The 24,872-nt window shown below is 53.3% G+C and carries 19 protein-coding genes; 8 read left to right on the plus strand and 11 right to left on the minus strand.

Annotated features, from left to right (window positions below; genetic code table 11):
- Positions 1-412 precede the first annotated feature (412 nt).
- Positions 413-1,213 (minus strand): CBM9 family sugar-binding protein, encoded by an 801-nt coding sequence (locus LCM31_RS02535; RefSeq protein ID WP_224867279.1) that lies wholly within the window; start codon positions 1,211-1,213, stop codon positions 413-415.
- A gap of 18 nt (positions 1,214-1,231) precedes the next feature.
- Positions 1,232-1,765, minus strand: a complete 534-nt coding sequence (locus LCM31_RS02540) for a gluconokinase (protein ID WP_224867280.1) — start codon at positions 1,763-1,765, stop codon at positions 1,232-1,234.
- Between the two features lie 129 nt (positions 1,766-1,894).
- On the opposite strand from LCM31_RS02540, the gene LCM31_RS02545 reads away from it, so the two are divergent.
- The gene (locus LCM31_RS02545; RefSeq protein WP_224867282.1) at positions 1,895-2,188 is read left to right on the plus strand and encodes a hypothetical protein; all 294 of its coding nucleotides are present in this window, start codon (positions 1,895-1,897) and stop codon (positions 2,186-2,188) included.
- Positions 2,189-2,219: 31 nt separating this feature from the next.
- Here the strand turns inward: LCM31_RS02545 and LCM31_RS02550 are convergent, their stop codons facing one another.
- Entirely contained in the window at positions 2,220-3,323 is a 1,104-nt protein-coding gene (locus LCM31_RS02550; protein ID WP_224867284.1) for an enoyl-CoA hydratase/isomerase family protein, read from the minus strand.
- 330 nt (positions 3,324-3,653) lie between these two features.
- Between LCM31_RS02550 and ettA the strand changes: the two genes are divergently transcribed.
- Positions 3,654-5,318 (plus strand): energy-dependent translational throttle protein EttA, encoded by a 1,665-nt coding sequence (gene ettA, locus LCM31_RS02555; protein ID WP_224867286.1) that lies wholly within the window; start codon positions 3,654-3,656, stop codon positions 5,316-5,318.
- A 125-nt stretch (positions 5,319-5,443) separates the two neighbouring features.
- Here ettA and LCM31_RS02560 read toward each other — a convergent pair whose 3' ends face one another.
- Positions 5,444-7,447 (minus strand): acyltransferase family protein, encoded by a 2,004-nt coding sequence (locus LCM31_RS02560; RefSeq protein WP_224867288.1) that lies wholly within the window; start codon positions 7,445-7,447, stop codon positions 5,444-5,446.
- Positions 7,448-7,825: 378 nt separating this feature from the next.
- On the opposite strand from LCM31_RS02560, the gene LCM31_RS02565 reads away from it, so the two are divergent.
- Together LCM31_RS02565 and LCM31_RS02570 are read left to right on the plus strand one after the other, a co-directional pair.
- Entirely contained in the window at positions 7,826-9,661 is a 1,836-nt protein-coding gene (locus tag LCM31_RS02565; protein ID WP_224867290.1) for an ATP-binding protein, read from the plus strand.
- A gap of 60 nt (positions 9,662-9,721) precedes the next feature.
- Positions 9,722-10,207, plus strand: a complete 486-nt coding sequence (locus tag LCM31_RS02570) for a LabA-like NYN domain-containing protein (protein ID WP_224867292.1) — start codon at positions 9,722-9,724, stop codon at positions 10,205-10,207.
- A 63-nt stretch (positions 10,208-10,270) separates the two neighbouring features.
- Here LCM31_RS02570 and LCM31_RS02575 read toward each other — a convergent pair whose 3' ends face one another.
- The gene (locus LCM31_RS02575) at positions 10,271-11,956 is read right to left on the minus strand and encodes a diguanylate cyclase (RefSeq protein WP_224868643.1); all 1,686 of its coding nucleotides are present in this window, start codon (positions 11,954-11,956) and stop codon (positions 10,271-10,273) included.
- A gap of 72 nt (positions 11,957-12,028) precedes the next feature.
- Here LCM31_RS02575 and LCM31_RS02580 point away from each other — a divergent pair, with 72 nt between their 5' ends.
- Together LCM31_RS02580 and LCM31_RS02585 are read left to right on the plus strand one after the other, a co-directional pair.
- On the plus strand, positions 12,029-12,310 hold the full coding sequence (locus LCM31_RS02580; protein WP_224867293.1) for a hypothetical protein: 282 nt from the start codon (positions 12,029-12,031) through the stop codon (positions 12,308-12,310).
- A gap of 115 nt (positions 12,311-12,425) precedes the next feature.
- Entirely contained in the window at positions 12,426-13,235 is an 810-nt protein-coding gene (locus tag LCM31_RS02585; RefSeq protein ID WP_224867294.1) for an MOSC domain-containing protein, read from the plus strand.
- 51 nt (positions 13,236-13,286) lie between these two features.
- On the opposite strand, the gene urtE is transcribed toward LCM31_RS02585, so the two are convergent.
- The 6 genes from urtE to LCM31_RS02615 are packed head-to-tail and all read right to left on the minus strand — an operon-like array spanning position 13,287 to position 20,155.
- Positions 13,287-13,982, minus strand: a complete 696-nt coding sequence (urtE, locus tag LCM31_RS02590; RefSeq protein ID WP_224867295.1) for an urea ABC transporter ATP-binding subunit UrtE — start codon at positions 13,980-13,982, stop codon at positions 13,287-13,289.
- A complete protein-coding gene (gene urtD, locus LCM31_RS02595) occupies positions 13,979-14,815 on the minus strand; it encodes an urea ABC transporter ATP-binding protein UrtD (protein ID WP_404804239.1) in 837 nt (278 codons plus the stop codon). Before urtD ends, urtE begins: the two co-directional genes overlap by 4 nt.
- Before the next feature lie 5 nt (positions 14,816-14,820).
- Positions 14,821-15,966 carry an urea ABC transporter permease subunit UrtC gene (gene urtC, locus LCM31_RS02600; RefSeq protein WP_318247434.1) on the minus strand — a complete coding sequence of 382 codons (1,146 nt, stop codon included), beginning with the start codon at positions 15,964-15,966 and terminating at the stop codon, positions 14,821-14,823.
- Positions 15,967-16,013: 47 nt separating this feature from the next.
- On the minus strand, positions 16,014-17,645 hold the full coding sequence (gene urtB / locus LCM31_RS02605; protein ID WP_224867297.1) for an urea ABC transporter permease subunit UrtB: 1,632 nt from the start codon (positions 17,643-17,645) through the stop codon (positions 16,014-16,016).
- A gap of 25 nt (positions 17,646-17,670) precedes the next feature.
- A complete protein-coding gene (urtA, locus tag LCM31_RS02610) occupies positions 17,671-18,942 on the minus strand; it encodes an urea ABC transporter substrate-binding protein (protein ID WP_224868645.1) in 1,272 nt (423 codons plus the stop codon).
- 55 nt (positions 18,943-18,997) lie between these two features.
- Complete coding sequence (locus LCM31_RS02615; protein ID WP_224867298.1) at positions 18,998-20,155, minus strand: hypothetical protein; 1,158 nt, start codon at positions 20,153-20,155, stop codon at positions 18,998-19,000.
- A gap of 241 nt (positions 20,156-20,396) precedes the next feature.
- Between LCM31_RS02615 and LCM31_RS02620 the strand changes: the two genes are divergently transcribed.
- Entirely contained in the window at positions 20,397-23,915 is a 3,519-nt protein-coding gene (locus LCM31_RS02620; RefSeq protein ID WP_224867300.1) for a hybrid sensor histidine kinase/response regulator, read from the plus strand.
- On the plus strand, positions 23,912-24,868 hold the full coding sequence (locus LCM31_RS02625) for a response regulator transcription factor (protein ID WP_224867302.1): 957 nt from the start codon (positions 23,912-23,914) through the stop codon (positions 24,866-24,868). The genes LCM31_RS02620 and LCM31_RS02625 overlap by 4 nt, the downstream gene beginning before the upstream one ends.
- The last annotated feature ends 4 nt before the right edge of the window (positions 24,869-24,872 follow it).

A 24,872-nucleotide genomic window follows, 5' to 3' on the forward strand; every position in this document is an offset into this window, starting at 1 on the left:
TTGTCGCCCTCCGGATCCTCTTCTGGAATGAGAATGTATAAACCGTCTGGCGCGCTCTGGGTAGGGCGAGTCTTTACAGCAACACAGTTGACTCAGCCCCGGCTGCCTTTGGCAACGCTTCACTCGGTTACCGCCCGAGTGACGGCGGCAAGATTGAACTGAAGTGAATCAGCCAGGGAGACTACGATCTTGAGCCGGAAAACCTGCATACTTAAGCGGTGCACGATCTGCTGAACCCGTACTCCTGTTTTTCTGCTTTGAAACTGTCACCTGTCGCTGAGAGTCCGCAATCCTACCGATGAGCGCTACGCAGAGAGAGCGGACTTCGGTAGTTTCTCAGGCTGTCGCGACTTTCCAGGTGCACCGCCCTCAATCTATGAAGGTATCCAGCTAAGCTACTTACGATACGGTTTTATTGTGCGAGCGTTATTCGCCCAAATACACCGGCATCTATCCAGCCCCAGTTGCGTCCGTGAGGGGCGCGTTCCGCCACCGGATGGCTGCCGATAAAGTGCTCTCGGTTACCGCCATCCGCATCAATATAGGCGGCCATAAAGCCAATTTTGCTTCCTGCGGTTAATCGCATGGCAGCGTTGCCCGCCTGCGGCAGCCAGTCGTCGCCAAACAGTGCAATGCGCATTTCCCAAATCACAGGATAAGGCGCCTCCGCACTTCTGCGCCAAACGGATTGCACATGGTCGTTATATAATTGCGGCCGCACCTTGCCGCGATGGTCTGGGCCGATATCCACCACCTGATTGTCGATGCCTACATGATAGGCAAATGCATTGTACTCCTGCCCCGGCGCGGACTCGGGGCCGCCATGGATACCGCCAGATGCATCGGGGTCGATAAAAATTTCGAGCGTATCGTCATCCCACCAGTTTGCTAATGGGTTGGGGTGGGTATCGGAAAAATGTTCGTCCTGTATCTCAGCGAGCAGATAAAGGTAATCCTCGCTCCATGCGACCTTGAGACGACCAGAAAAGTCTGAGGGTTCCGGCATCCCGCTGGATTGATTATCAATCAGCAGCTGATCCAGTTGCATCCAGGATGCTTTCTCCCAGACCAGCTCTCCGGCCACCCCATCAACGGTCGGGGCAACTTGTGCATAAGGCGCGGTATAGGCACTGGATTCTGCACTGAACAACAAGACGCCTGCCAGCACCCCGCACATCGTTGCACTAGTTTTTGCAAAGTTTGAAACAGACATGAAAAGTCCAATAATTTTTTAATAGCAGGTCGAAGACCTAGCAGATAACCAACTTGATATATCGTCATCCAGAAGGTTTCGCGCGCACGCTAGGATCTCGGGCAGCTTTTGCTGGACATTCAGTGAGATCACATCTGCCTCGCCGGACGGATTTTCCAGGTCCAGAAACTGGCTCGACAGTAAGGTGGATGGCATAAAGTGCCCAGAACGATTGTCCATTCGCGCCTGGATCACTGCATGTTCGCCGTGCAGGTACAAGAAACGTGTTTGAAAACCGATAGTTCGATAGCGATCACGGTGCGCACGACGCAAACAGGAGTTCGACATCACCACGCCCCTGCCGGCAGCACGCACGTCGGACAGATGGGTGCAAATGCTTTCAATCCAGGGGGCACGCATATGCTCATCAAGTGGCTGGCCCGCCGCCATGTGTGCGCGGTTTTCCGTGGAGTGAAAGTCATCAGCCTCCACAAAGTCGAATGCATAGACTTCCGCCAGCGCCCTAGCCAGGGTCGTCTTGCCGCTGCCACTGACCCCACAACAGATGAGCAAAGGCGGCCTCACCACAGTCTCGTTTCTGTTTTCCACGACTCGATACCTAGTACGAAAACCTCGGGACGATAACATCTTCCCGGCGCAATTTCGCCTACCCGGGGCGCAGAGAGTCAAGCACCCTGCCAGATGACTGTGAATGCGTTCCAGCCCATATTCCCGCACGATCACTACGCCGGGGCCAGCATCATTGGCCAAAGGGGGTTGACGGATGTTGTGCGACAGCCGGCAGCCACAGTAGGCGACAGCTGGAGCGGAATTATTGTGATCTACAACAGCGTCGACAATTACACACACAGTCTGCCGGCGGGCGAGTGGAAGGTAGCAATGAAGAAGTCAGACCCCGCTGCCGGTAACGGGCGCGTGGTATCCGGTTCGGTGGTCCTGGAAGGTACCGCCATGACGATGCTCTACCGCGACTAAACCGTAACCCGCTCCCCCCAACACAGGCCCGCTACAGATCTGCCAACGGGCTTTGTTCCCAGGGCGCGGTAAAGCAGCGCTCAATATCTTCGCGGGTAACCTCTGCAAGTGTCGCCGGCTGCCATTGCGGCTGGCGATCCTTATCGATCAGTAGTGCCCGCACCCCCTCCTTCACCTGGCCGTTACGACACATATTTACTGCCAGTGCCAGCTCCATACGCAGTACTTCCGCCAGCGACATATGCCGGCCGCGGCGCAGCTGCTCCCACACAATCCAGACCGTAAGCGGGCAGCCTGCCTGCATGGTGGCCGAGGCGCGCTGCAACCATTTGTCATCGCCGCTATAGGCGGCAATGTCCGCATAGACGTGCGGCAAGGTCGCGCCGTCGGTCAGTTCCTGAATCGCATCGTAGTGGGTGCGCAGATTGGAATCCGGCTGTTCGGCGCTCGCCATTTCCAGAGACTGTACCTGCTTGCTCACCAGTACATGGTTCTGGTGGATATCCTCGGAAAACGCCAGTGCCGCGAGCCCTGTCAGTAATACGTCTTTGCTGTCACTGGGTAGCAGGCGATCGGCCATGCCACAGTAAATCGCATCAGTACCGTTGAACTGGGCCCCGGTCAGGCCGAGGAACAGGCCGGTACGCCCCGGCATTCGATTGAGAAACCAACTGCCACCCACGTCCGGAAACAAACCAATGGTGATTTCCGGCATCGCCATGCGCGTGGTTTCGGTAACGATACGATGGCTGGCGCCACTCATAATGCCGATACCGCCGCCCATGACGATGCCACTGCCCCACACAACAATGGGCTTGGGATAGGTGTGGATGCGATAGTCCAGGCGGTATTCACGGGTGAAGAAGTCCTGGACAAACTGACCCGCGCTCGGCTCCCCGTAACTGCCCGATTCCCGGTGCAGCGCCACCACATCACCGCCGGCACATAACGCCTTCTCCCCTGCCCCCTCGATCCAGATACAGGCCAGGGTATCGTCCTGCTCCCACGCGTCCAGCTGACTGGCGATCAGGTCGATCATCTCAAGGTTGAGGGCGTTGAGCGCTTGGGGAAGATTCAGCGTCAATTTGCCGAGCGCGCCCTGGCGCTCAACGATAACGGGGTATTCCTGGGTCATACTGGTTCCCGGTTGTGTTATTTGGGGCAAAGTTAACCATAGATGGTGCCTGAGAGGCATTACTTGTGCCCACCAAAATGCCTAATGCGAAGACGCTGATACCGGGAAACCCCATGCGAGACCCGCTAAAGCAGGGACGTTTTAGAAGAGCCCCCATGGATGGGTTGACGGGGGGCGCCTAGCTCAAGACTCGCATAGGATTTCCTGATAGCGGCACCGCCACAGAACTAGATCAAAACCACCACAAGATTAACCCCAAGACGCAGGTTGAAGTTTCCCACCAACCTGATAACTTGCGCGCAAATTCTGACCGACTGGATTAGAGCTCTAATGGCTGAATACGTATACACAATGAACCGCGTGGGCAAGGTTGTTCCGCCCAAGCGCGAGATTCTGAAAGATATTTCCCTGTCCTTCTTCCCCGGCGCCAAAATCGGCGTGCTGGGCCTGAACGGCGCCGGTAAGTCCACCCTGCTGCGCATCATGGCGGGTGTCGATCAGGACTATAACGGTGAAGCCCGCGCCATGCCCGGCATCAAGGTGGGCTACCTGCCGCAGGAGCCGCAGCTGGACCCGGAGAAGAACGTGCGCGGCAACGTGGAAGACGGTGTGCGTGAAGCCATCGACGCCCTCGCCGGCCTCGAGCAGGTCTACGCCGACTACGCCGAGCCGGACGCCGACTTCGACGCCCTGGCCAAGAAGCAGCAGCAGTTTGAAGACGTGATCCAGGCCTGGGATGCCCACAATCTGGAACACCGCCTGGAAGTAGCCGCCGACGCCCTGCGCCTGCCGCCGTGGGATGCCGACGTCACCAAGCTGTCCGGCGGTGAGAAACGCCGCGTGGCCCTGTGCCGTCTGCTGCTGTCCCGCCCGGACATGCTGCTGCTGGACGAACCCACCAACCACCTGGATGCGGAATCCGTATTCTGGCTCGAGCGCTTCCTGCACGACTTCGAGGGCACCGTGGTAGCCATTACCCACGACCGCTACTTCCTCGACAACGTAGCCGGCTGGATTCTGGAACTGGACCGCGGCCACGGTATTCCCTGGGAAGGTAACTACACCACCTGGCTGGAGCAGAAAGAGAAGCGCCTGGAGCAGGAGCAGAAAGGCGAGCAGGCCCGCGCCAAGGCCATGCAGAAAGAACTGGAATGGGCCCGCCAGAACCCGAAAGGCCGCCAGTCCAAGAGCAAGGCCCGTCTGTCCCGCCTGGAAGAAATGCAGTCGCAGGAATTCCAAGCCCGTAACGAAACCAACGAAATCTACATTCCACCGGGCGAACGCCTCGGTGACAATGTGATCGAGCTGAGTCATGTGAGCAAGGCGTTCGGCGATCGCGTGCTGATCGACGATCTGTCCTTCCGTGTGCCCAAGGGCGCCATCGTCGGTATCGTCGGTGGTAACGGCGCGGGCAAATCCACCCTGTTCCGTATGATCAACGGCGCCGAACAACCGGATTCCGGTGAAATCAAAATCGGTGAAACCGTACAGATCGCCAGCGTCGATCAGAGCCGCGAAAATCTCGACGACAACAAAACCGTATGGGAAGCTGTGTCCGACGGGCACGATATGCTCAAGATCAACAACTACGAAGTTGGCTCACGCAACTACATTGGTCGCTTCAACTTTAAAGGTAGCGACCAGCAGAAACGCGTGGGCGAACTCTCCGGTGGTGAGCGCGGCCGTCTGCACCTGGCCTACACCCTGAAGCAAGGCGCCAACGTACTGCTGCTGGACGAACCGTCCAATGACCTGGACATTGAAACCCTGCGTGCACTGGAAGAAGCCCTGTTGAGCTTCCCGGGCTGTGCCATGGTGATCTCGCACGATCGCTGGTTCCTCGACCGTGTGGCAACCCACATCCTGGCCTACGAAGGCGACAGCAACGTGGTGTTCTTTGAGGGTAACTACACCGAGTACCACGAGGACTTTGTGGCGCGCAACGGTGAAAACGCTACGCCGCACCGGATGCAGTACAAGAAACTGAAGACCTGATCGTTCCGCAGGACAAGTACTGGCGTATATCGGCAACATTTGTCACAAAAAAGCCAGCCCAATTTGGGCTGGCTTTTTTGTGCTTCGCAAACTGTTAAAACGTAAACGGTACTGAGGCGGAAGGGTTAGATATTCGCCGCCTGCAAAATCTGCGTTTTTAACATGGCCGCGCCGATCAAACTCAAATGATCATCGTCCCGATAAAAGGACTGCTCGAGATCATGCGTGATACACCTGCCGGAAATCTTCGTATTGCAAAACAGCTTATGGGGATAAACCCGCACGATATTTTCGTGCTGAACACTATCCAATAAGCGCGCACTCGCTTGCACTCGCTCCTGAAACACAGCGTAGCTGGTAGAGATCGGGTTCTTGGCCAGCTCAGTCCTCATCGCATCTTCGCTTTTCCCAGACAGTTTGATCTTAAGCTGTTTTGTCACATGCCACCCCACCTCTGGAACTGGGTACATGAGGACGACCTGGTGGCCAAATCTAGCAAGCTCGAGCAGTGCCGTGACGTACTCTCTACTAATGGCTGCTGCGCGCTGTTCCCGCGATTCCAGAGGCTCAGAGGGGTACTGCATTCTATATTCCATTTCACCCTCGTACTTACCCTCCTGGTTGTCGAAACGATCCTCGGAAAGGATCAAAGGCAACCTACCCCCAACCACCACAACACCGGGCTCACCGGACAACAAGATTTCCCTCCGGCGCTCCTGGACTGCCGAAGTGCAGCGTGTAGCCTCGCCGTTTTCCTTGCGCACCCGATCCATATTCGGCACGTACATGCAGCCAGATTGGGTCAGTACGTGGAAGCTCAGATTATTACTATTTGAATACTCCAGCAGACTGCTTTCCAGGGTCATCATGTGTGAATCCCCCAGCAAGTAGAGAGCCCTATCCCCACCCTCATTAAATATGCAGTGGAGATTATCCTCGCACAAATTCACTTCAACTTGCGCCTCTTTCACAATGGTCGGCAGGCGCATGTCAAACCCATCATTCTTTATCACCATCAAGGAGAAACCCAAGAATACAGCAACGAACGATGATGCCAGCATATTGGTTTTACGCAGGGATATCTGCCCTGGCTTGCGGAAGGGCTTTTCTATCCAGCGATAGGATACGTAGGCAAGTATAAATACGGCAGCAATCGACAACAGCTTAATTGCAAAAGTTTCGAAGCTATTGGATATGCGCAAAAAGGCGAATAACGGGTAATGCCAGAGATACAGAGAGTAAGAAATTAACCCGATACCGACAAAGCCCCTGGTCGATAACAGCCGGGTCACGAGGTTGCGGTCATCGGGAAAGGCAATCACCAGCACCGCACCAAGCACGGGAAAAATCGTGACAAACCCCGGGTGTGCCGAAGAAAAGCTGATATACACGAGAGAGTATGCAATCAGCAAGATGCCAATATAGGGAAACACCTTATAAAACGGTGTCTCTTCCTTGTTGATTACGTTCTGCGAAATCAAATAAGCAACGAGTGCGCCGGCAAACAGCTCCCAGATTCGGCTCGGTAGCATATAAAAGGAAAACGATGAATTACGCGCACTCATCCACTCAGCAAAACAGAGGCTCGCGATAATCGAAACGACGAAGAAGTGCAGAATCCAACCTTTGCAATACCGATACAGCAATATCGTCAGCATTGGAAACACAAGGTAATATTGTTCTTCAACCGCCAGAGACCAGGTATGCATCAACGGCTTGAGTAACGCCGACTCCGCACCATATGCCTGCAAACTGTAGTTCCAATAAATATTCGAGCCAAAAAGTAAGGAGGCAACGAGAGAGTTTACGAAATCGACCAAATTGTCTGAGAGCAAAAGATACCAGGCGACGGGTATACAAAAAGCCAGTACTACAAACAATGCGGGCAACAGCCTTCGCGCTCTGCGTACATAAAAATCGGAAATTGAGATAGATCCTGTTTTCTCCAACTCCTTTATCATAAGGGAAGTAATCAAGTAACCGGAAATAACAAAGAATATATCAACGCCAAGATATCCGCCGGGAAGCAGCTTACCTCCGAACAACATAATCTCTGCGTGATAGATAACAACAGATATCACTGCTATGGTTCGCAAACCATCGATATCCGGCCTATATGTCAATTGCACCTACTGCGCCCCCGCCCAACAAATAATGTCTCTGCCCAGTGCTTGAGTTGAGCACTTTCTAGCAGTGCGCATTATTAACAATCTCATCACCGTCTTGCGTCCACATACCTCTCAATTTTCAAATATTCCCTCTCCCCATTTTGGCAAAGGGATCACCAATCCGACTCATCCCACATTTATTCATGAGGCAACCAATGGTTCATGCAGAAACAGACCTCTTCGTCAGGGCTTGATTGCCGGAATAAAAATCTACATATATTGGAGTAAGAAGAAAACGCCCCAGAATTGGGCACAGCATCTACCAACTAAGGTGGCTTATTGCCGCTCGCGATACATTTCAGTATCGTGACCGATACCTCACAACAATAAAGTCCCGTCATGGAAAAGAATACAGGCGTCAAACTTTCATCCGGATTTCAAATACTACCTGCCGTACTTGGTGTGCTGATATGCCTTGGCAGCTATGAATGGATGATCGTCAACTGGGGGCCGGAAAATGCGCCGTTTATGACGCATGTCGCCAGAGTAGTTCTCGCTACAACCTTACTTGGCGTGGTGTGGTATATGCAATTGCAGCGGCAACGGCGCCTTAGCGTTCGCCTGACAAAGCTGCTAACCCAGCAAGAAAAGCTCAATGAACGAAGCCAACGAGAGCTGCAAGAACGTGAAGTTACGCAGCGCCAACTTTCCGATCAGCTAGAATTTCTTCAGATCCTAGTAGATTCCATCCCCGCTCCTATTTTTTACAAAGATAACGAGGGTATTTACACGGGCTGTAATCGCGCATTTGAAGCATTCCTTGGTAAGCCTCGGAAGGAAATTGTGGGCCACTCTGTATACGGTGTTTCGCCTGGTCCCCAAGCCAAGGTCTATCACGAAAAAGACCTGGAACTCATGCAGCAACGGGGCCAGCAAACTTACGAGTCTCAGGTGGCTTATGCTGATGGCACCTTGCATGATGTCATCTTTAACAAAGCGGCCTATGAACTACAGGACGGAAGGCTTGGGGGGCTGATTGGAGTCATACTGGATATATCCGAGCGCAAGGCACTGGAAAAAGACCTGGTTGAGGCAAAAGAGACGGCAGAATTTTACAGCCGCTCCAAAACCCAATTCCTCACCAATATGAGCCACGAAATTCGCACCCCGCTCAATGCCATTGTCGGTTTTAGCCAGATACTGCAAGGTCGAAGCGACAGTATCAACCTACCAAAGGAATTCACCGATATTTTTGGGAAAATATCAATTAGCGGGCAACGGCTTGCCGAGTTGGTCAACGATGTGTTGGATATCTCTCGAATCGAAGCTGGAAAAGTTGAGATTATTGAGGAGGACTTTTCCTTACCTAATCTCATTAATTGTATTCTCGTTTCTTGTGAGCCTCAGGCCACCCAAAAAAACCTAAACATCCATTGCTCGATTGACACTTCGCTACCGGAGTTTATCCGCGGTGACCGCGGAAAGCTTTCGCAGATCCTTATCAACCTGATGGGCAATGCCATCAAGTTTTCGCCAGACAATGCCGAAATACGCTTAACCTTAAAAAAGGTGTCGGAGAAACACCTTCAATTCGAAGTCATTGATGAGGGGATTGGGATACCTGCGGAACAGCAGGCCATTATTTTCGAGCCTTTTGAACAGGCAGACAAGTCACAGAAAGGCCAATCCAGAGGCACCGGGCTGGGATTGCCAATTACCCGCAGCCTGGTTGAGTTACTCGGAGGGAATATTGAGCTGAAATGTTCCGACACTATCGGCGGCGCATGCTTTCAAGTCTGTTTGCCGCTCCAATACGGACAAGTAACTCCGCCTCTCGAGCAGGAGTACACAACTTCCAATTTTGAATTTTCAGGAAAGCGAGTGCTCATTTTCGAGGACAACCCCATGAACCAGGCACTGATGCACGCTTTCTGCGAAGACCTAAAGCTCCATGCGACGTTTACCGCTAACGGATACGAGGGAATTGATCTCGCAAAGAAAATCCAGCCCGATCTAATCTTTATGGATATCCAGCTGCCTGGACTGGATGGCATCCAAGCCACACTTCAGGTTCGTCAGCACCCCAAGCTAAAGGATATTCCGGTAATCGGGCTTTCCGCGGCGGCGTTCAGTGATCAGCGGGATGATGCGCTGGCTGCGGGCATGAATGACTACATTACCAAGCCGATCGCCCTTCCGCAGCTGGCCCAATCGATCCATAAGTGTCTGAACTAAAATCTAGAGTAACGTAATACATGTGCGGAAAATAAACTCGAAAGGAGCGTTAGAAAGGCTGTGAAGAAAATCGCAATTTTTGTCGACGTGCAAAATGTGTATTACACCGTGAAACACGCATTTAATAGTAACTTTGACTACAATGCATTCTGGTCACATGTAACCCACGATCGACAAGTAGTAACTGCTTTCGCCTACGGCATAGATCGAGGCGATCAGAAGCAGCGAGAGTTCCAGAACATACTCAGAGCAATCGGGTTCGAAGTTAAACTGAAGCCCTATATTCAGCGATCCGACGGCTCAGCGAAAGGTGATTGGGATGTGGGAATTACCATTGATGTACTGGACTACAGCCCTGGTGTCGACACCGTCATCTTGGTTTCCGGAGATGGTGATTTCGATTTGCTGGTACAAAAAGTACGCGGAGACCTGGGCAAGAGAGTCGAAGTATATGGCGTAGCGGCGCTAACCGCGGGTACGCTTATTAAAGCCGCCGATAGCTTCAACCCCATCCAAGACAATTTCTTGCTGCAAAAGAAATTTTAAGCCGTATCCTCATATACAAACACGCTGCGCGGCCGCTTAAAATCTGCGGACTAACCTGCAGGGTTACTGCACGGTGCCAATCGCCTCGCTTTTAGTTTCACCGGGAGTATCCTGATATGGCGCACACGCTACCCGGTTACGGCCAGCCTGCTTTGCCCCATAGAGCGCAATATCCGCCTCTTCAAACAACTGAACCGAAGACGCATAGTTTTCCCGCTCGGAAGTAGCCAGGCCAATGCTAACGGTGAGGGAAATATCATCCAGCTCCTGCGTCGCCACCAATCGCACCAGTCGCTCAGCCACTATCAAAGCCTCTTTGTGCCCCGCTCTGGGCAACAATATAGCGAATTCCTCACCTCCGTAACGACACGCCAGTACTGGCTTGCGAATCTGTCGTTTCACCAGCTGCCCCACTGCACACAAGGCAGCGTCACCACGAGCGTGGCCCAGACGATCGTTGACTTCCTTGAAATGATCGAGATCCAGGATCAATAGGGATAAGGGCGTCCCGTTGCGCGCCGCGAGATCAAACTCCCGGGGCAATTGCTCGTCAAAATAGCGACGATTGAAGAGGCCCGTTAGCTGATCCGTATAACCATGACGGTGGATTTCCCCGACCCGGGCTCCGAGTGCAAGCGACAATAACACCATCTCAATCAAAGCGCCGACCTGGAAGGCGTTGTGAGTAAAGCCATTATGCGGAACTAAACCGAACGTTTTCAGCATGTAGATAACCACACAGACCAGCAGTGCGGACCAACCAACAAGAAAATAGCGCGCAGGAATCGAGCCACGCAGAACACTGATAACACCCATCACCATAAAGAGTATGGTGAGCACCAGGGTCAGAACCGCCAGGCTCAACACCATCGGGCCGTAGCTGACAAACGGTGAGATTGCAGTTAACGGAATCAGTACATACATAAGCCAGCGCGCAACGTGGTCGGTGCGCGGAGCAAACCGCTCGCCAGAGCAGATAGTGCGAACGAACTGGGTGCCGAAGATCAGGGTTAGCCCGAGCAACAACACCAGGCTCTGATTCGCAAGCCACGGGTTACCCGGCCACAAATACTGAAAGGAGACACCGTTGTGGACACCAAAATAGAGCCCGTAGCAGACGGCGTAGCCCATGTAATACGCGTAGGCCTTATCCCGCACCGCTAGGAACAGGAACAGGTTGTAAATCACCAATACAAGAAAGCCACCGTAGTAGACACCAAGCAAAACTTGCTCATAAGCCAACCCGGGGAGAAATTCCGTTTTACTACTGACGCTTAAGCCGATATTCATAGACCCGGAAGTCTGATATCGAAGGTAAAGTGTTTGCACAGAATATGGTGCCAGGGTGACCGGAAAAACAAAGTCGCGCAGATCCAATGGGCGCGAATAAAAAGGACGAAGATCGCCAGTGGCAATGCGCTGCCAGCCGCCGTCGTCGGTGGGCTGCCATAAATCCAACAGGTCAATAAGCGGGTAGTCCTGCCGAATCACCAGCTCGACCGGCTCCGAGGCAGGGTTGCGCAAGCTCAGCGCTACCCAATAGACCGCCGAGGTGAATCCGAAGTTGGTTTCATCACCCTCCGCTAACTTCATCCATGCGTGACCTTCCACATTGAGGATGTCCTGGATGCCGAGGTTGCCACTTTCATCCGCCAAAATGCGCATGTGTGAGTTAAGGCTTTGCGGAGCTAACTCTTCCGCCACCACGAGGGGTGCTGCTGAGGCGCCCTGAGACAAGCAAACCAGCATCAACACCCAAATCCACCTGGCGATGACCATCGCGCTTCTGCCCTCAGTTTTCCCATATTTTTATGACGCAAGATGTTACCACAATCCTCTTGCATACCAGGCAATGTCACCAGCCTCAACTGGAAGGAGGGCGGCTTTACCGACATCATCGATCAGGGAAGCGGGCGCGATCAGGCCACAGTCCTTGACGTTGGGCTATCCAACTTTCTGGCCGAGATTGGACTCACCTCAGGCTTCATCGGTACCGCCAGTCTATTCGGCATTATTGGCTACACAACGGATAGCGATTCCGGGGAGGTGAACACCTTTGAGGGGCGTATCGGCTTCCATAAGAAATGGAAAGCTGACCAGTAGATTAAAGTGGCCCACACTTGCTGGCTTAATGTATGTACGGTGAGCGCTTTTGCATTGGCCTAGTTATCGATATCCTTTGCAACTACGCGTAAAAAATACAATGCAGGAGTCGTTGTTGGAAATTTCTGAACTTTATCATTTCCCGGTAAAATCCCTGCAGGGGCACAAAGCAAATACCTTGCCGCTAGATGATTTTGGCGCCATCAACGATCGACGCTGGATGCTGGTGGATGAAGAAAACCAGTTTGTAACCCAGCGGCGACTGCGTGATATGGCTCAGCTGAAGGCCACCGCAATCGAGGGTGGCGTGCTGCTGGAAAATCCACGGGGTGATTTACTGCAGGTCCAAAGACCTGACAACAAAGCCGAATTGAGAAAAGTACGCGTTTGGCATGACAACGTTACTGCCCGCGACGCGGGCGATGACGCAGCGCAGTGGCTGAGCGAGCAATTGCATACCAGTGTGCGCCTCGTCGCAATGGGTGAAGAATTCCGCCGTCCACTACAAGCGCCCCGCGCAGACCGCCAGGTTGGCTTTGCCGATGCGGCACCGCTGCTGGTCATCAGCCAGGCGTCACTGGACGACTTAAACAACCGTCTCGAAGAACCGGTTTCCATGCTGCACTTTCGCCCCAACCTTGTCGTAAGTGATTGCGAACCCTTCGCAGAAGATCACTGGAACACGTTAACAGTACACACTGCTGACGGCCCCATCGAATTCGACTGCACCCACCCCTGCGCCCGCTGTGCGATCCCCGGGCTGGACCCGCTCACCGGTCGCGCGCAGAAAGAGCCACTGAAAACACTGGCAAAGTACCGAAGGTGGGAAGATGGTCAAATTTATTTTGGTATGAATCTGGCGCCAGCATCTGCCGATAAACTACACGCCGCGCTATGCACAGGCGATAAGGTCGAAGTTCGCTGACTACCACAGTCACTTTACTGATCTATCTGTACAATTGGTTCGACAACGGCCTTATACGGCCAGGTACTGACGAATTAGCTCGTCATTCAGGTTGGACATTTTGTCCGCCGCCATCACAGCGCCTTTCTGCATCAGGCGGAACTCCCGCCCCACCCTGCGGGCAAAACCCAGCTTCTGCTCTACCAGAATTACCGTCAAACCGTCCTCCTGGTTAAGCTGCGTTACCACATCGCCGATTTGCCGCACAATATTCGGCTGAATGCCCTCATTGGGCTCATCCAGAATAAGCACTTTCGGGTCAATCACGAGTGCGCGGGCAATGGCTAGTTGTTGCTGCTGTCCGCCGGATAAATCACCTCCGCGCCGCTGTAGCATTTCCTTAAGCACCGGAAATAGCTCAAATACCCGCTCAGGTATTTTCTTCAACCCATCGCTGCGGGCAGGAAGCCCAATTTGCAAGTTTTCCTCCACAGTGAGCAAGGGGAAGATATCCCGCCCTTGCGGCACATAGCCTATACTCATCTTGGCGCGCTGCTGCGCGGCCGCTTGCTGGATGGGTTTTCCATCGAAAAGGATCCGCCCACTGCTCGCAGGTAACAGCCCCATAAGACATTTCAGCAGTGTCGTCTTGCCCGCCCCGTTCCGCCCCATAATGCAGGTGCAGGAACCTTTTTCGATATTCAGGTCCAGGTCCCACAGTATCTGGGTACCACCGTATTTTTGATTCAATTTTTCAATACGAATCACGCGTCTTCCCCCAGGTATACCTCAATCACATCGCGATTGTTCTGCACTTGATCCATGGTGCCTTCTGCCAGCACTGCCCCCTGGTGCAATACCGTCACAGTTCGCGCAATACTGCGCACAAACTCCATATCGTGCTCCACCACTATGACTGTGTGCTTACCTGCTAACGATATCAGTAGCTCTGCAGTGCGCTCTGTTTCCTCCGCGGTCATACCTGCAACCGGTTCATCTACCAGTAATAACCTGGGTTCAGCGGCCAGCAGCATGCCGATTTCCAGCCACTGCTTTTGCCCGTGGGACAGCGCTCCGGCCGACTGGTAGCGGGCATCCTCCAGGCCGATCACCGATAGCACTTCTTCAATGCGATCTCGTTCAGGGCCAGAGAGCTTCGCGGTCAATGCCCGCCAGACGCCCCTGTACCCCCTTAGCGACAGCTCCAGGTTATCAAATACGGTATGTGCCTCGAACACCGTGGGCTTTTGGAACTTACGCCCGATCCCGAGCCCGGCAATTTCTGCCTCGTCGTGGGCCAGCAAATCGATGTTTTGCCCAAACCACGCGCTGCCGCTATCGCAGGCTGTTTTACCGGTAATCACATCCATCAGGGTGGTCTTGCCCGCACCATTGGCCCCAATCAGGCAGCGCAACTCACCGTCATTTACATAGAGGTTTAAATTGTTCAGCGCCTTGAACCCATCAAAGCTCACATTCAACTCTTCGAGGTACAGAATAATGTCTTTTGATACATCTACTGGCCGCCGGCGCGTCACTAGAAAGGGCCAGGTAGTGTCCCTGCGCATCAATTCACGCGCCTGCCCAGCAAAGTGATTAATTGGACTCACGCGCCCACCTCCGCTACTGACAGTCCATCATCTCTGGTTGTTTTATCTTTACCTGTGTCTGGTCGACGATACATCAGCTCAGTTGCACGCCCGAACAAGCCAGCCAGACCACGCGGCAGGTAAACAGTCACGATGACAAACAAGGCGCCGAGTGCGAATAACCAGGCATCTGGCATAAGTGCGGTAAAACGCGTTTTTGCGTAGTTCACCAGTAACGCGCCGACAATCGCGCCATACAATGTGCCGCGGCCACCAACGGCCACCCATACCACTACTTCAATAGAATTGAGCGGGGAAAACTCCCCCGGATTGATAATGCCGACCTGTGGCACATAGAGCATACCGGCGACTGCAGCAATCAATGCCGAGTACACAAACAGCCATACCTTGTAGTGCTCGGTACGATAGCCGAGAAAACGTGTACGAGCCTCCGCATCCCTTACCGCGACGATCACCCGCCCCAGACGCGACTGCACAATTGTACGGCTCGCTAAAAAGGTAAGCACCACAAGAAAAGTCGTGACTAGAAGCAAGGCTACACGGGTGGCATCTGCCTGCAGGTCAAAACCCAGAATGTCTTTAAAATCTGTCAGTCCGTTATTACCGCCAAACCCCATCTCATTGCGGAAAAACGCGAGCATGAGCGCATAGGTCAGTGCCTGCGTCATAATCGAAAGGTAAACACCTGTTACCCGCGAGCGAAATGCCAACCAACCAAATACAAAGGCGAGAGTACCGGGCACCAGTAATGCCATAAATATGGCAAACCAGAACTGGTCCATACCGAACCAATACCAGGGGAGCTCTTGCCAATTCAGGAATACCATAAAGTCTGGCAGGTCCGGGTTTCCATATACACCGCGGTCACCGATCTGACGCATCAGGTACATACCCATGCCATAGCCGCCGAGTGCAAAAAACGCTCCATGTCCAAGACTCAAAATTCCGCAGTAGCCCCAGACAATATCCACCGCCATCGCCAGCATGGCGAAACAGAGATATTTGCCCATCAACGTAATGGTGTAGGTACTCACATAAAAGGGAGAGTCGGCCGGCAACAGGAGGTTCGCTGCAGACATTGCCAGCGTCACCACCAGTAGTATCCCCACCAACCAGGAGGTACCGCGCCCTGGTTGACGCATTGCAGCCAAAAGACGGGACGACGCCTGCGCGAGACTATTGAGCACACTCATTCCGCTGCCCTCCCGCGCTGTGGAAACAACCCTTTCGGTCGTTTCTGGATAAACAGGATCAAGCCAACAAGCACAATGATATTCGCCAGTACCGCACCCATAGAGGGCTCAAGGAATTTATTTGCTACGCCAAGGGAAAAACCTCCCACCAGCGTACCCAACAGGTTCCCGACTCCGCCGAAGACCACCACCATAAAGGAATCAATAATGTAAGACTGGCCCAGGTTTGGCCCAACATTGGTCAGCTGTGACAAGGCAACCCCAGCCACACCGGCAATGCCGGAGCCGAGGCCAAAGGTCATGGCATCCACCATCTCGGTGCGCACACCCATCGCCTTCGCCATATCGCGGTTTTGCGATACGGCACGTACATTCAAGCCAAGGGAGGACTTTTTCAGAACCACGACCAGGGCGGCAAAGATCGCCAGCGCAAAGAGCAATATATACAAGCGGTTATAGGTAACCGAAAAAACTGGATTAATCACCAGCGAGCCGCTCATCCAGCTTGGCGTGACCACCTGCATATTGAGAGGCGAAAAGATACTGCGCACAGCCTGCTGCAGTATCAGACTGATGCCGAAAGTAGCGAGAATTGTTTCTAATGGGCGCCCCTGTAAGTGGCGAATAACACCTCGTTCGATCAGCACTCCCACACTGCCGGAAACCAGGAACGCCGCAGGTACTGCAATCAAGAGTGAGTATGCAATGGCCCCGGGGAATAGTTGCTGGATAACATAGGTGGTGTAAGCCCCCAGCATGATCATTTCACCATGGGCCATATTGATCACACCCATCACACCAAATGTGATGGCAAGGCCGATGGCTGCCAACAACAGTACCGACCCCAGGCTTAGGCCAAAGAACAGCTGTTCTAACTGGCCAAAAAATTCTATGCGCTCGGATATTTTATCCAGCGCTTTTTGTGCCGCAGCTCGTACGGCCAAGTCCTGTTCTTGCGCATCGTTCACCAAGCGCTGTAACTGGTTACGCACGGCGGGCTCCAGCTGCCCACTCATGACGCCTATAGCCTCTAGTCGCTCCTCGGAAACACGGCTATCGCGCAACTGCACCATGGCTGCGGCGAGATCGATCAGGCGGGCCACCTCTCCGTCAACACCGCTTTGCTGTGCCGTTGTCAGCAGACGCATGTTCTTGTCATTCAGATCATCCAGCATCGCCAGTACGGCCTGCTTCTGGGCAAGTTTGCTGCCATGCAGTAGATCGATACGCGCTAGCGTCTCGCGCAATTGACTGCGAAGCCGGTTATTAACACGAATCTTCTTAATTTCCCGTGAGGTAAACTCACCAAGGGCAGCCTTACCAAACACATCGCGACCAATGTAAGTCCGGCGTTCTGTTTTGGTAATAGCAATAATCTGTTTACTCTCTTTAACAAAGTAGAGTTCACCAGCCAGCATAACCTCAAAAAGGGGCCGCATTTCTGCGCCCCCAGCTTGCTCCAGCTGCCCGATCAATTCGCCTGTTTTTTTCAGACTTGCCCCGGGCAACTGCTGGAGTACAGAGTCCGCAGAGATTCCTGCGGGCTCTGACTGTGCCAGCGGACTGCCGGTCGGTAATAACAACAGTACAATCGCAACCGACCAAAGCTTGTGTAGTAATGCGTTCACTACGTTCTCCGCTATCCCGTTCGACTTACTGAACCTGACCGCTACATGCCTTGGACTTGGTGTTGTAGTTGCCGCACTTAATCGGCGCTGTCCAATCGGCAATCAGATCCTTGGAACCAGGCAGGAAATCGGACCAGGCATCACCGGCAACGACACCGTCGGTTTCCCAAACTACTTCGAACTGCCCGTCATCCTGGATCTCACCGATAAACACTGGCTTCGACAGGTGATGATTCTTGTTCATCTTCGCTATGCCACCCGTCAGATTCGGGAACTCAATTCCGATCATCGCCTGCTCGACCGCGTCAACTTCAGTAGTACCCGCTTTCTCTACCGCCTTGGCCCACATATTGAAGCCGATATAGGTCGCTTCCATCGGGTCGTTGGTTACGCGCTTCTCGTCGCCGATAAACGCCTTCCACTGCTCCACGAAATACTCATTGGCTTCACTATCGATACCCTGGAAGTAGTTCCAGGCGGCGAGATGACCAACCAGCGGGCCAGTATCGATACCGGAAAGCTCCTCTTCACCCACAGAGAAGGCCACTACGGGAATGTCTTCTGAGCTCACACCCTGGTTACCCAGCTCCTTGTAGAAAGGCACGTTGGCGTCACCATTGATTGTGGAAACCACAGCAGTTTTCTTGCCCGCACCACCGAATTTCTTGATGTCGGAAACAATACCCTGCCAGTCAGAATGGCCGAACGGGGTGTAGCTGATCATGATGTCTTCTTCGGCAACACCTGCAGCCTTCAGGTAGGCTTCCAAAATTTTGTTAGTGGTACGCGGATAGACATAGTCGGTGCCCGCCAGTACCCAGCGCTCCACTTCCAGGTCAGACATCAGATAGTCCACCGCGGGAATCGCCTGCTGGTTGGGAGAAGCACCGGTGTAAAACACGTTTTTTGAGGACTCTTCGCCCTCATACTGCACCGGGTAGAACATAAGCCCATTCAGTTCTTCCACCACCGGCAGTACGGACTTACGGGATACAGATGTCCAGCAACCGAAGATTACATCCACTTCCTCTTTGGTCAGCAGCTCACGCGCTTTCTCCGCGAATAGTGGCCAGTCAGATGCAGGGTCTACCACCACAGCTTCGAGTTTTTTACCCAGTAAGCCGCCCTTGCGGTTTTGCTCATCGACCATCATCAATACGGTGTCCTTCAGCGTGGTCTCACTGATGGCCATGGTGCCGGACAAGGAGTGCAATACACCGACTTTGATGGTTTCTGCCGCCAGCACCACACTACTGATGACGCTCGTGCCCGCCGCCAGAGCGATACTGGCGATCATTTTTTTTACATTCATTAATAGATTCCTTTATTGATTTTGAAGCGTTGATCAGGACTTACAGCTGGACCTGCATACCCAGGCTCAATACGTCGACGTCGTCACCCGCATAGCCAGAAGCATTGGCGTCACCGGAGACGAAACTGAGATTGAGGCGCGTGTTGTGGCCGCTCACCACATAGTTAAGGCCCAGTTCGGTAGAACTGCTGCTGGAGGCATCAGACGGGCTGTTCTCGACCAGTCTCAGGTAAGGCTGGAATTTGCCGGGGCCCACATCGTTGGGAAACAGGTAGGCAGCAGTAGCGAAAACGGACTCGCCGTCGAACAGGCAGAAACAATCATCGGCCGCCGGCATCGAGGCCAGGGTGTAATCTGCATCGAAGCTTTTGTATTCGCCCTCTACGGTCACCACTCCACCGCCGCCGAGTACGGTTTCGGACAACATATCGATAGTCCAACCGGAGAAATCGCCAGCTTCAGATGCACTACCCACACCGTCTTCCTGGCTTTGCATGGAAAGAGCAAGGGTGAAGATATTGCCGAGGCCACCATAGTAGGTAGAGCTGGTGTAGTAGCCTGGGTTGGATTCCATGTTCAGGAAGTTGTAGGCGAAGCGCGCTGCGTACAGCGGATTATCATCCTCGTTACTGAAGCCATCCACGCCTGCGAAGGTACCCACCGCATACTGGAATTTGCCTGCAGTACCCCAGAAGGTAACGCCCTCGTCGCGCCCAATGAGCCCCGCCTGGCCACCTTGGTCAGAGGCATACAAAGGCTGGCGATACTGATTCCAGCTGAGTGCATAGTAAGGCCCGCTCATTTCGATACGGTCTGCCGGTGTCAGCATATGCCCAACCCAGATATTGAACTCAGGTGTGAACTCAAATTGGGCAATAGCATCCAGAACATCGACGGTATCTCCGTCGCGCTGTTGCAGGTTGAAGGTGAACTTGACGGTATCGTTCAGTTGGCCTGAGGTATACACGCGTATATCCGGCAGGGCGAAGTCACTGTCGCCTTCTACCGATTGAAACTGCGAGCGGAAGCCAGCTCCGATACTGAAGGTCTGGCCGCCTTCAGACTCATACTGTTTGGCCAGTGCGGGAAGCGACACGGAGCTCAGTGCCAAGATGGCCGCCGCACAGCTTGCGCGGCCGAGTAATTTCTTAGACCGCGATTGATGGTTCAGTCGCGTACTCTCTGTCGGTGTTTCCATTGATATCCCCTTAGTCGTCGTTGTGGTCTCGATTGGTTATTTTTTGCTGCTATCGATTATTCGATTGGCGAACCAGAGGCGCTATACGCGAATAAGGGCACAGGACTACGTCATTTGACGGTTCTCAGGTAATCCGTGGTGGATAAACTAAAGAAGTAAGAAAAAGGATCGATTCGGTATTCTTGTTGCATGAAACTTGCATGAAAAACAGGAGTATTCTGGCAGTGACAGGCAAATCCCGGTGGTTAACGTAGTTACGGGCAACGATAACGACAACGAACAACAGGCTATGCGCCCCGCACAACAGGTTTTCCGCGTAAGGCGGACCTACAACAAGTGGGTGGGAGACGAGACACTCGAAGACTTCGCACTGCGCTTTACCGCGGTGCGCGGGCGCCGTTTTACCATCGAACAAGTGGCAAAGACCGCACTGGGAGCCACCGCGTTCCTCGCTCTTGAAGCAATTGCGGCGGCGGTGACGCTCAATTACGGTTTTATCAATACCGTTGCGGCGATGCTCGCCGTAGCCGCAGTGATCTTTATTACCGGCTTTCCCATTAGCTACTACGCAGCCAAACACGGGCTGGATATTGACTTACTTACACGTGGTGCCGGCTTCGGCTATCTCGGCTCCACCATCACGTCGCTGATCTACGCCTCATTTACGTTTATCTTCTTTGCAATTGAAGCGGCCATCCTCACCTCGGCGTTGCACGCACTACTGGGGATTCCACCGGCCATCGGTTACATACTCTGTGCCGTTGCGGTAATCCCTATCGTCACCCACGGCATTCAAACGATCAGCAAGTTCCAGATTGGCACACAGCCGGTATGGCTATTTTTGCAGTGCCTCGCCCTCGCTATCGCCGCCTGGTTTGAACTATCTCGAGTGGAGGACTGGACTCGCTACGCACCGCAACACAACCCGCAAGGCGCCGAATTCAACTGGATGCTATTTGGTGCAGCCGGTGCGGTCTTTTTCGCAATGGTGGCGCAAATCGGTGAACAGGTGGATTACCTGCGATTTATGCCCGAAAAAACCCGCGAGAACCGCAAACGCTGGTGGTTTTGGCTCACCCTTGCCGGACCGGGATGGATTTTGATCGGTGTGATCAAGATGCTCTTCGGCTCCTTCCTCGCTTACCTGGCAATCACCCGCGGTGCCTCCAGCCTACAAGCGGCGGACCCGGTATACATGTACCAAATGGTCTTCAACTACATCACCCAGTCTCCCACCATGGCACTGATTCTTGCCGGGATTATGGTAGTGGTCTCGCAGATGAAGATTAATGTGACCAACGCCTATGCCGGCTCCATCGCCTGGTCGAACTTTTTCTCACGCCTGACCCGCAGTCATCCCGGACGAGTAGTTTGGCTGGTGTTCAATGTGAGCATTGCACTGATCCTGATGGAACTGGGTATTTACGGTGCATTGGAAGGTGTACTGGGTATTTTTTCACTCGTCGCGATTAGCTGGCTGGGATGCCTGGCTGCGGACTTGATGATCAACAAACCACTAGGCATCAGCCCATCTTACGTGGAGTTTAAACGCTCGCACCTGTATGACTTTAACCCGGTGGGCGTGGGCTCGATGTTGCTCGCGTCCGTCATCGGCATTCTGTGTTATCTCGGCCACTTTGGTGAGGGAGCAAAGAATTTTTCCAGTTTTATCAGTCTGGCAATCTGTTTTGTGATGGTGCCATTTTTCGGCGTGGTGACCCGCGGGCACTTTTACCTGGCGGTGCGCCGCAACATTCCTGACGACGACTTCCAAGTCGACTCCGGCACAATCCAGTCGAGCAAGACCTGTTGCATCTGCCAGAACGACTTCGAACCGGCAGATGTAAGTTCTTGCCCCGCGTATCAGGGGCCAATCTGTTCACTATGTTGCTCGCTGGATTCCCGCTGCATGGATGCATGCAAGCCCGATGCACACTTCTCTCAGCAGCTACTTGCGCTGATCAAAATGCTGGTGCCCGATCAGGTCGCCGATGGCATCGACTCCCGGCTCGGGCGCTTTACTGTATTGCTGATCGGCGCCAGTGCCTGTATCGCGGGGATGCTATCGCTGATATATGGGCAGATAGCCCCTACTCTGCCTGCAGCCGCCGATGCACTGCGGCAAACGTTCTGGACGCTGTTTGTGGTACTGGTGTTAATTGCCGGTGTCTTGTGTTGGCTGTTCCTGCTAACCCATGACAGCCGCGTCGTGGCCCAGCTGGAATCCAACCGGCAAACCCGCTTGCTCATCAGCGAAATTGAAGCGCACAAGGAAACCGACCGCGCCCTGCAATTCGCCAAGGAAGAGGCGGAAAGTGCGAACAGTGCAAAAAGTCGCTACCTGTCCGGCATCAGCCATGAGCTGCGCACGCCACTACAGTCGATACTCGGCTACGCCCAACTTCTTAACCAACAGACCGACATCCCCGATAAACACCGTAACGGGCTGCGAATTATTAAACGCAGCGGAGAATATCTGACCGACCTCATTGAAGGGCTACTGGATATCTCCAAGATCGAGGCCGGGCGTCTGGATATTTACCGTAATCGTGTGCGCTTACCTGAACTAATCGAACAAATGGTGGACATGTTTGGGCCACAGGCTGAAGCCAAAGGGATTCAACTGCACTGTCACATTCACAGCACACTGCCATATACAGTCATCGCCGATGAGAAGCGTCTGCGACAGATCCTGATCAATTTACTATCGAATGCAATCAAGTACACACGCATTGGCAAAGTCGATTTTCATATCCGCTATCGCAATCAGGTTGCCGAATTTACGATCGCCGATACGGGCGTCGGTATTCACCCTGAGCACCAAGCGCGTATTCTCAAGCCCTTTGAACGAGTGCGTAACGGCGACAGCCCTACGGTAACCGGTACGGGCCTCGGCCTCACCATTGCCTATTTACTGGCGGAGATTATGGGCGGCGAACTGCGGATGGAGAGTACGCCCGGCAAAGGGAGTCGTTTCACTGTCTCTCTGCTGTTGTCATGGGTGGATTCAGAGCGGCCACGTGAAATCCCAACACAAAATCTGACCGGTTACCAAGGGCCAAGGCAAACCATCATGGTGGTCGATGATGAAGCCATACACCGCGGCCTAATTGGCGAATTGCTCGCGCCTCTCGGTTTTACCCTCCGTGAAGCCCAGAGCGCTGAAGACTGCCTAGCTCAGCTTGAACAGGGTAATCCCGATCTATTTTTGCTGGACGTAAGCATGCCCGGCATGGATGGACTAACGCTGGCAAAGACATTGCGTGAGCGTGCGTATAATGGCCCGATTGTAATGCTATCGGCGGAAGCAAAAGAGCATCACCTACAGCCGGGAGACTCTTGCAAAGCCCACCATGACGCCTATCTGGTTAAGCCTCTGGTCAATCAAAAGCTATATGACACCATGGCGGAGCTATTGGCGCTGGAATGGTGTTTTGATTCTGATGTGGATTCGCCCACAGACACGACAGTTAATTCAGAGTCAGACAAATCCTGCCCGGCAGATACACAGAAAGACACACAAACAGACATACTCCCCAAGCACCCCTTACTGGTCGAGCTATTGGCATATGCACGGATCGGCTACCGTGGTGGCGTGCAACGAATCTTGGACAAAGTTGCCACTGCAGGCATCGTCAGCGAGCAGCAGTTGGAAGAGTTCCGTCAACTAGCGAACAGCATGCGTCTTGAACGTTTAAGCGAGTCGCTTGTAAACCATTCGCGTGAACCCACGAAACACGCATCGGAGGAATCCCCATGACCCCCTGCGACGATGTCGAGACTTCGCCGAAAAAACCAAAAAAATCTGTGCGCCGCGCGGGGGATATCGTACTGGTGGTCGATGATTCCCCGGACACCTTGAGCCTGATTAACGACACTCTGGAACAAGCAGGGATCGATGCGTTGGTGGCATTAGATGGCAGCCAGGCATTGAATATTGCCCAACGCTTACGGCCGGATATGATTTTACTTGATGCGGTCATGCCGGGACTGGACGGATTTGAGACCTGCCGTCGTCTCAAGGCTGATCCAGCTCTTGCGACGATCCCGGTTATTTTTATGACCGGACTCACCGATTCCGCTGATATTGTGCGTGGTCTGGAAAGTGGTGGAGTAGATTACCTCACCAAACCCATAAAACCCACTGAATTAATTGCCCGCATAAAAGTGCATTTAAGTAATGCGCGGCTGACATCCAGTGCACATCAGGCACTGGACTCCACCGGGCAGTATTTGTTTACCGTAGATCTGGCGGGACAAATGCAGTGGGCGACACCACAAACCTACACACTCCTGGATAGCGCCGGAGCGCTGCAAGACGACGCAAAACAGAAGCTCCTCGTCACACTGAAATTTTGGCTGCAACGCGACCCAGCGGCTGGCAACAAACTAAAGCTGGATGGATTAAAAAAGACACTGGCAGTGGTTTTTGTCGAACGCCGGGATGCTAAGACCTGTCTGCTAAAGCTGGTGGACGATGATGGACCCGCAGGAGAAGAAATCCTACGAAAAAAGCTTACCCTTACCAAGCGCGAGTCAGAAGTCTTGTTCTGGATTGCCAATGGAAAAACCAACCGGGAGATCGGGGAAATTCTGGAAGTGAGCCCGCGTACCGTCAACAAGCATCTGGAGGGTGTATTTTCAAAACTGGGGGTTGAGAACCGGACCGCCGCGGCAGGCATTGCCATACGCACTTTGAATCCGGACTCGTAATCTT

Source organism: Microbulbifer agarilyticus, assembly GCF_020171345.1.
Classification (GTDB): Bacteria; Pseudomonadota; Gammaproteobacteria; order Pseudomonadales; family Cellvibrionaceae; genus Microbulbifer; species Microbulbifer agarilyticus_D.

What these genes read in the sequence shown, in the direction of transcription:
- ettA (WP_224867286.1), top strand. Translation starts at nt 3,654, where the DNA reads ATGGCTGAATACGTATACACAATGAACCGCGTGGGCAAGGTTGTTCCG.
- LCM31_RS02550 (WP_224867284.1), bottom strand. Translation starts at nt 3,323, where the DNA reads ATGACCCAGGAATACCCCGTTATCGTTGAGCGCCAGGGCGCGCTCGGC.
- LCM31_RS02535 (WP_224867279.1), bottom strand. Translation starts at nt 1,213, where the DNA reads ATGTCTGTTTCAAACTTTGCAAAAACTAGTGCAACGATGTGCGGGGTG.
- LCM31_RS02625 (WP_224867302.1), top strand. Translation starts at nt 23,912, where the DNA reads ATGACCCCCTGCGACGATGTCGAGACTTCGCCGAAAAAACCAAAAAAA.
- LCM31_RS02565 (WP_224867290.1), top strand. Translation starts at nt 7,826, where the DNA reads ATGGAAAAGAATACAGGCGTCAAACTTTCATCCGGATTTCAAATACTA.
- urtC (WP_318247434.1), bottom strand. Translation starts at nt 15,966, where the DNA reads ATGCGTCAACCAGGGCGCGGTACCTCCTGGTTGGTGGGGATACTACTG.
- LCM31_RS02580 (WP_224867293.1), top strand. Translation starts at nt 12,029, where the DNA reads ATGTTACCACAATCCTCTTGCATACCAGGCAATGTCACCAGCCTCAAC.
- LCM31_RS02615 (WP_224867298.1), bottom strand. Translation starts at nt 20,155, where the DNA reads ATGGAAACACCGACAGAGAGTACGCGACTGAACCATCAATCGCGGTCT.
- LCM31_RS02545 (WP_224867282.1), top strand. Translation starts at nt 1,895, where the DNA reads ATGACTGTGAATGCGTTCCAGCCCATATTCCCGCACGATCACTACGCC.
- urtA (WP_224868645.1), bottom strand. Translation starts at nt 18,942, where the DNA reads ATGATCGCCAGTATCGCTCTGGCGGCGGGCACGAGCGTCATCAGTAGT.
- LCM31_RS02575 (WP_224868643.1), bottom strand. Translation starts at nt 11,956, where the DNA reads ATGCTGGTTTGCTTGTCTCAGGGCGCCTCAGCAGCACCCCTCGTGGTG.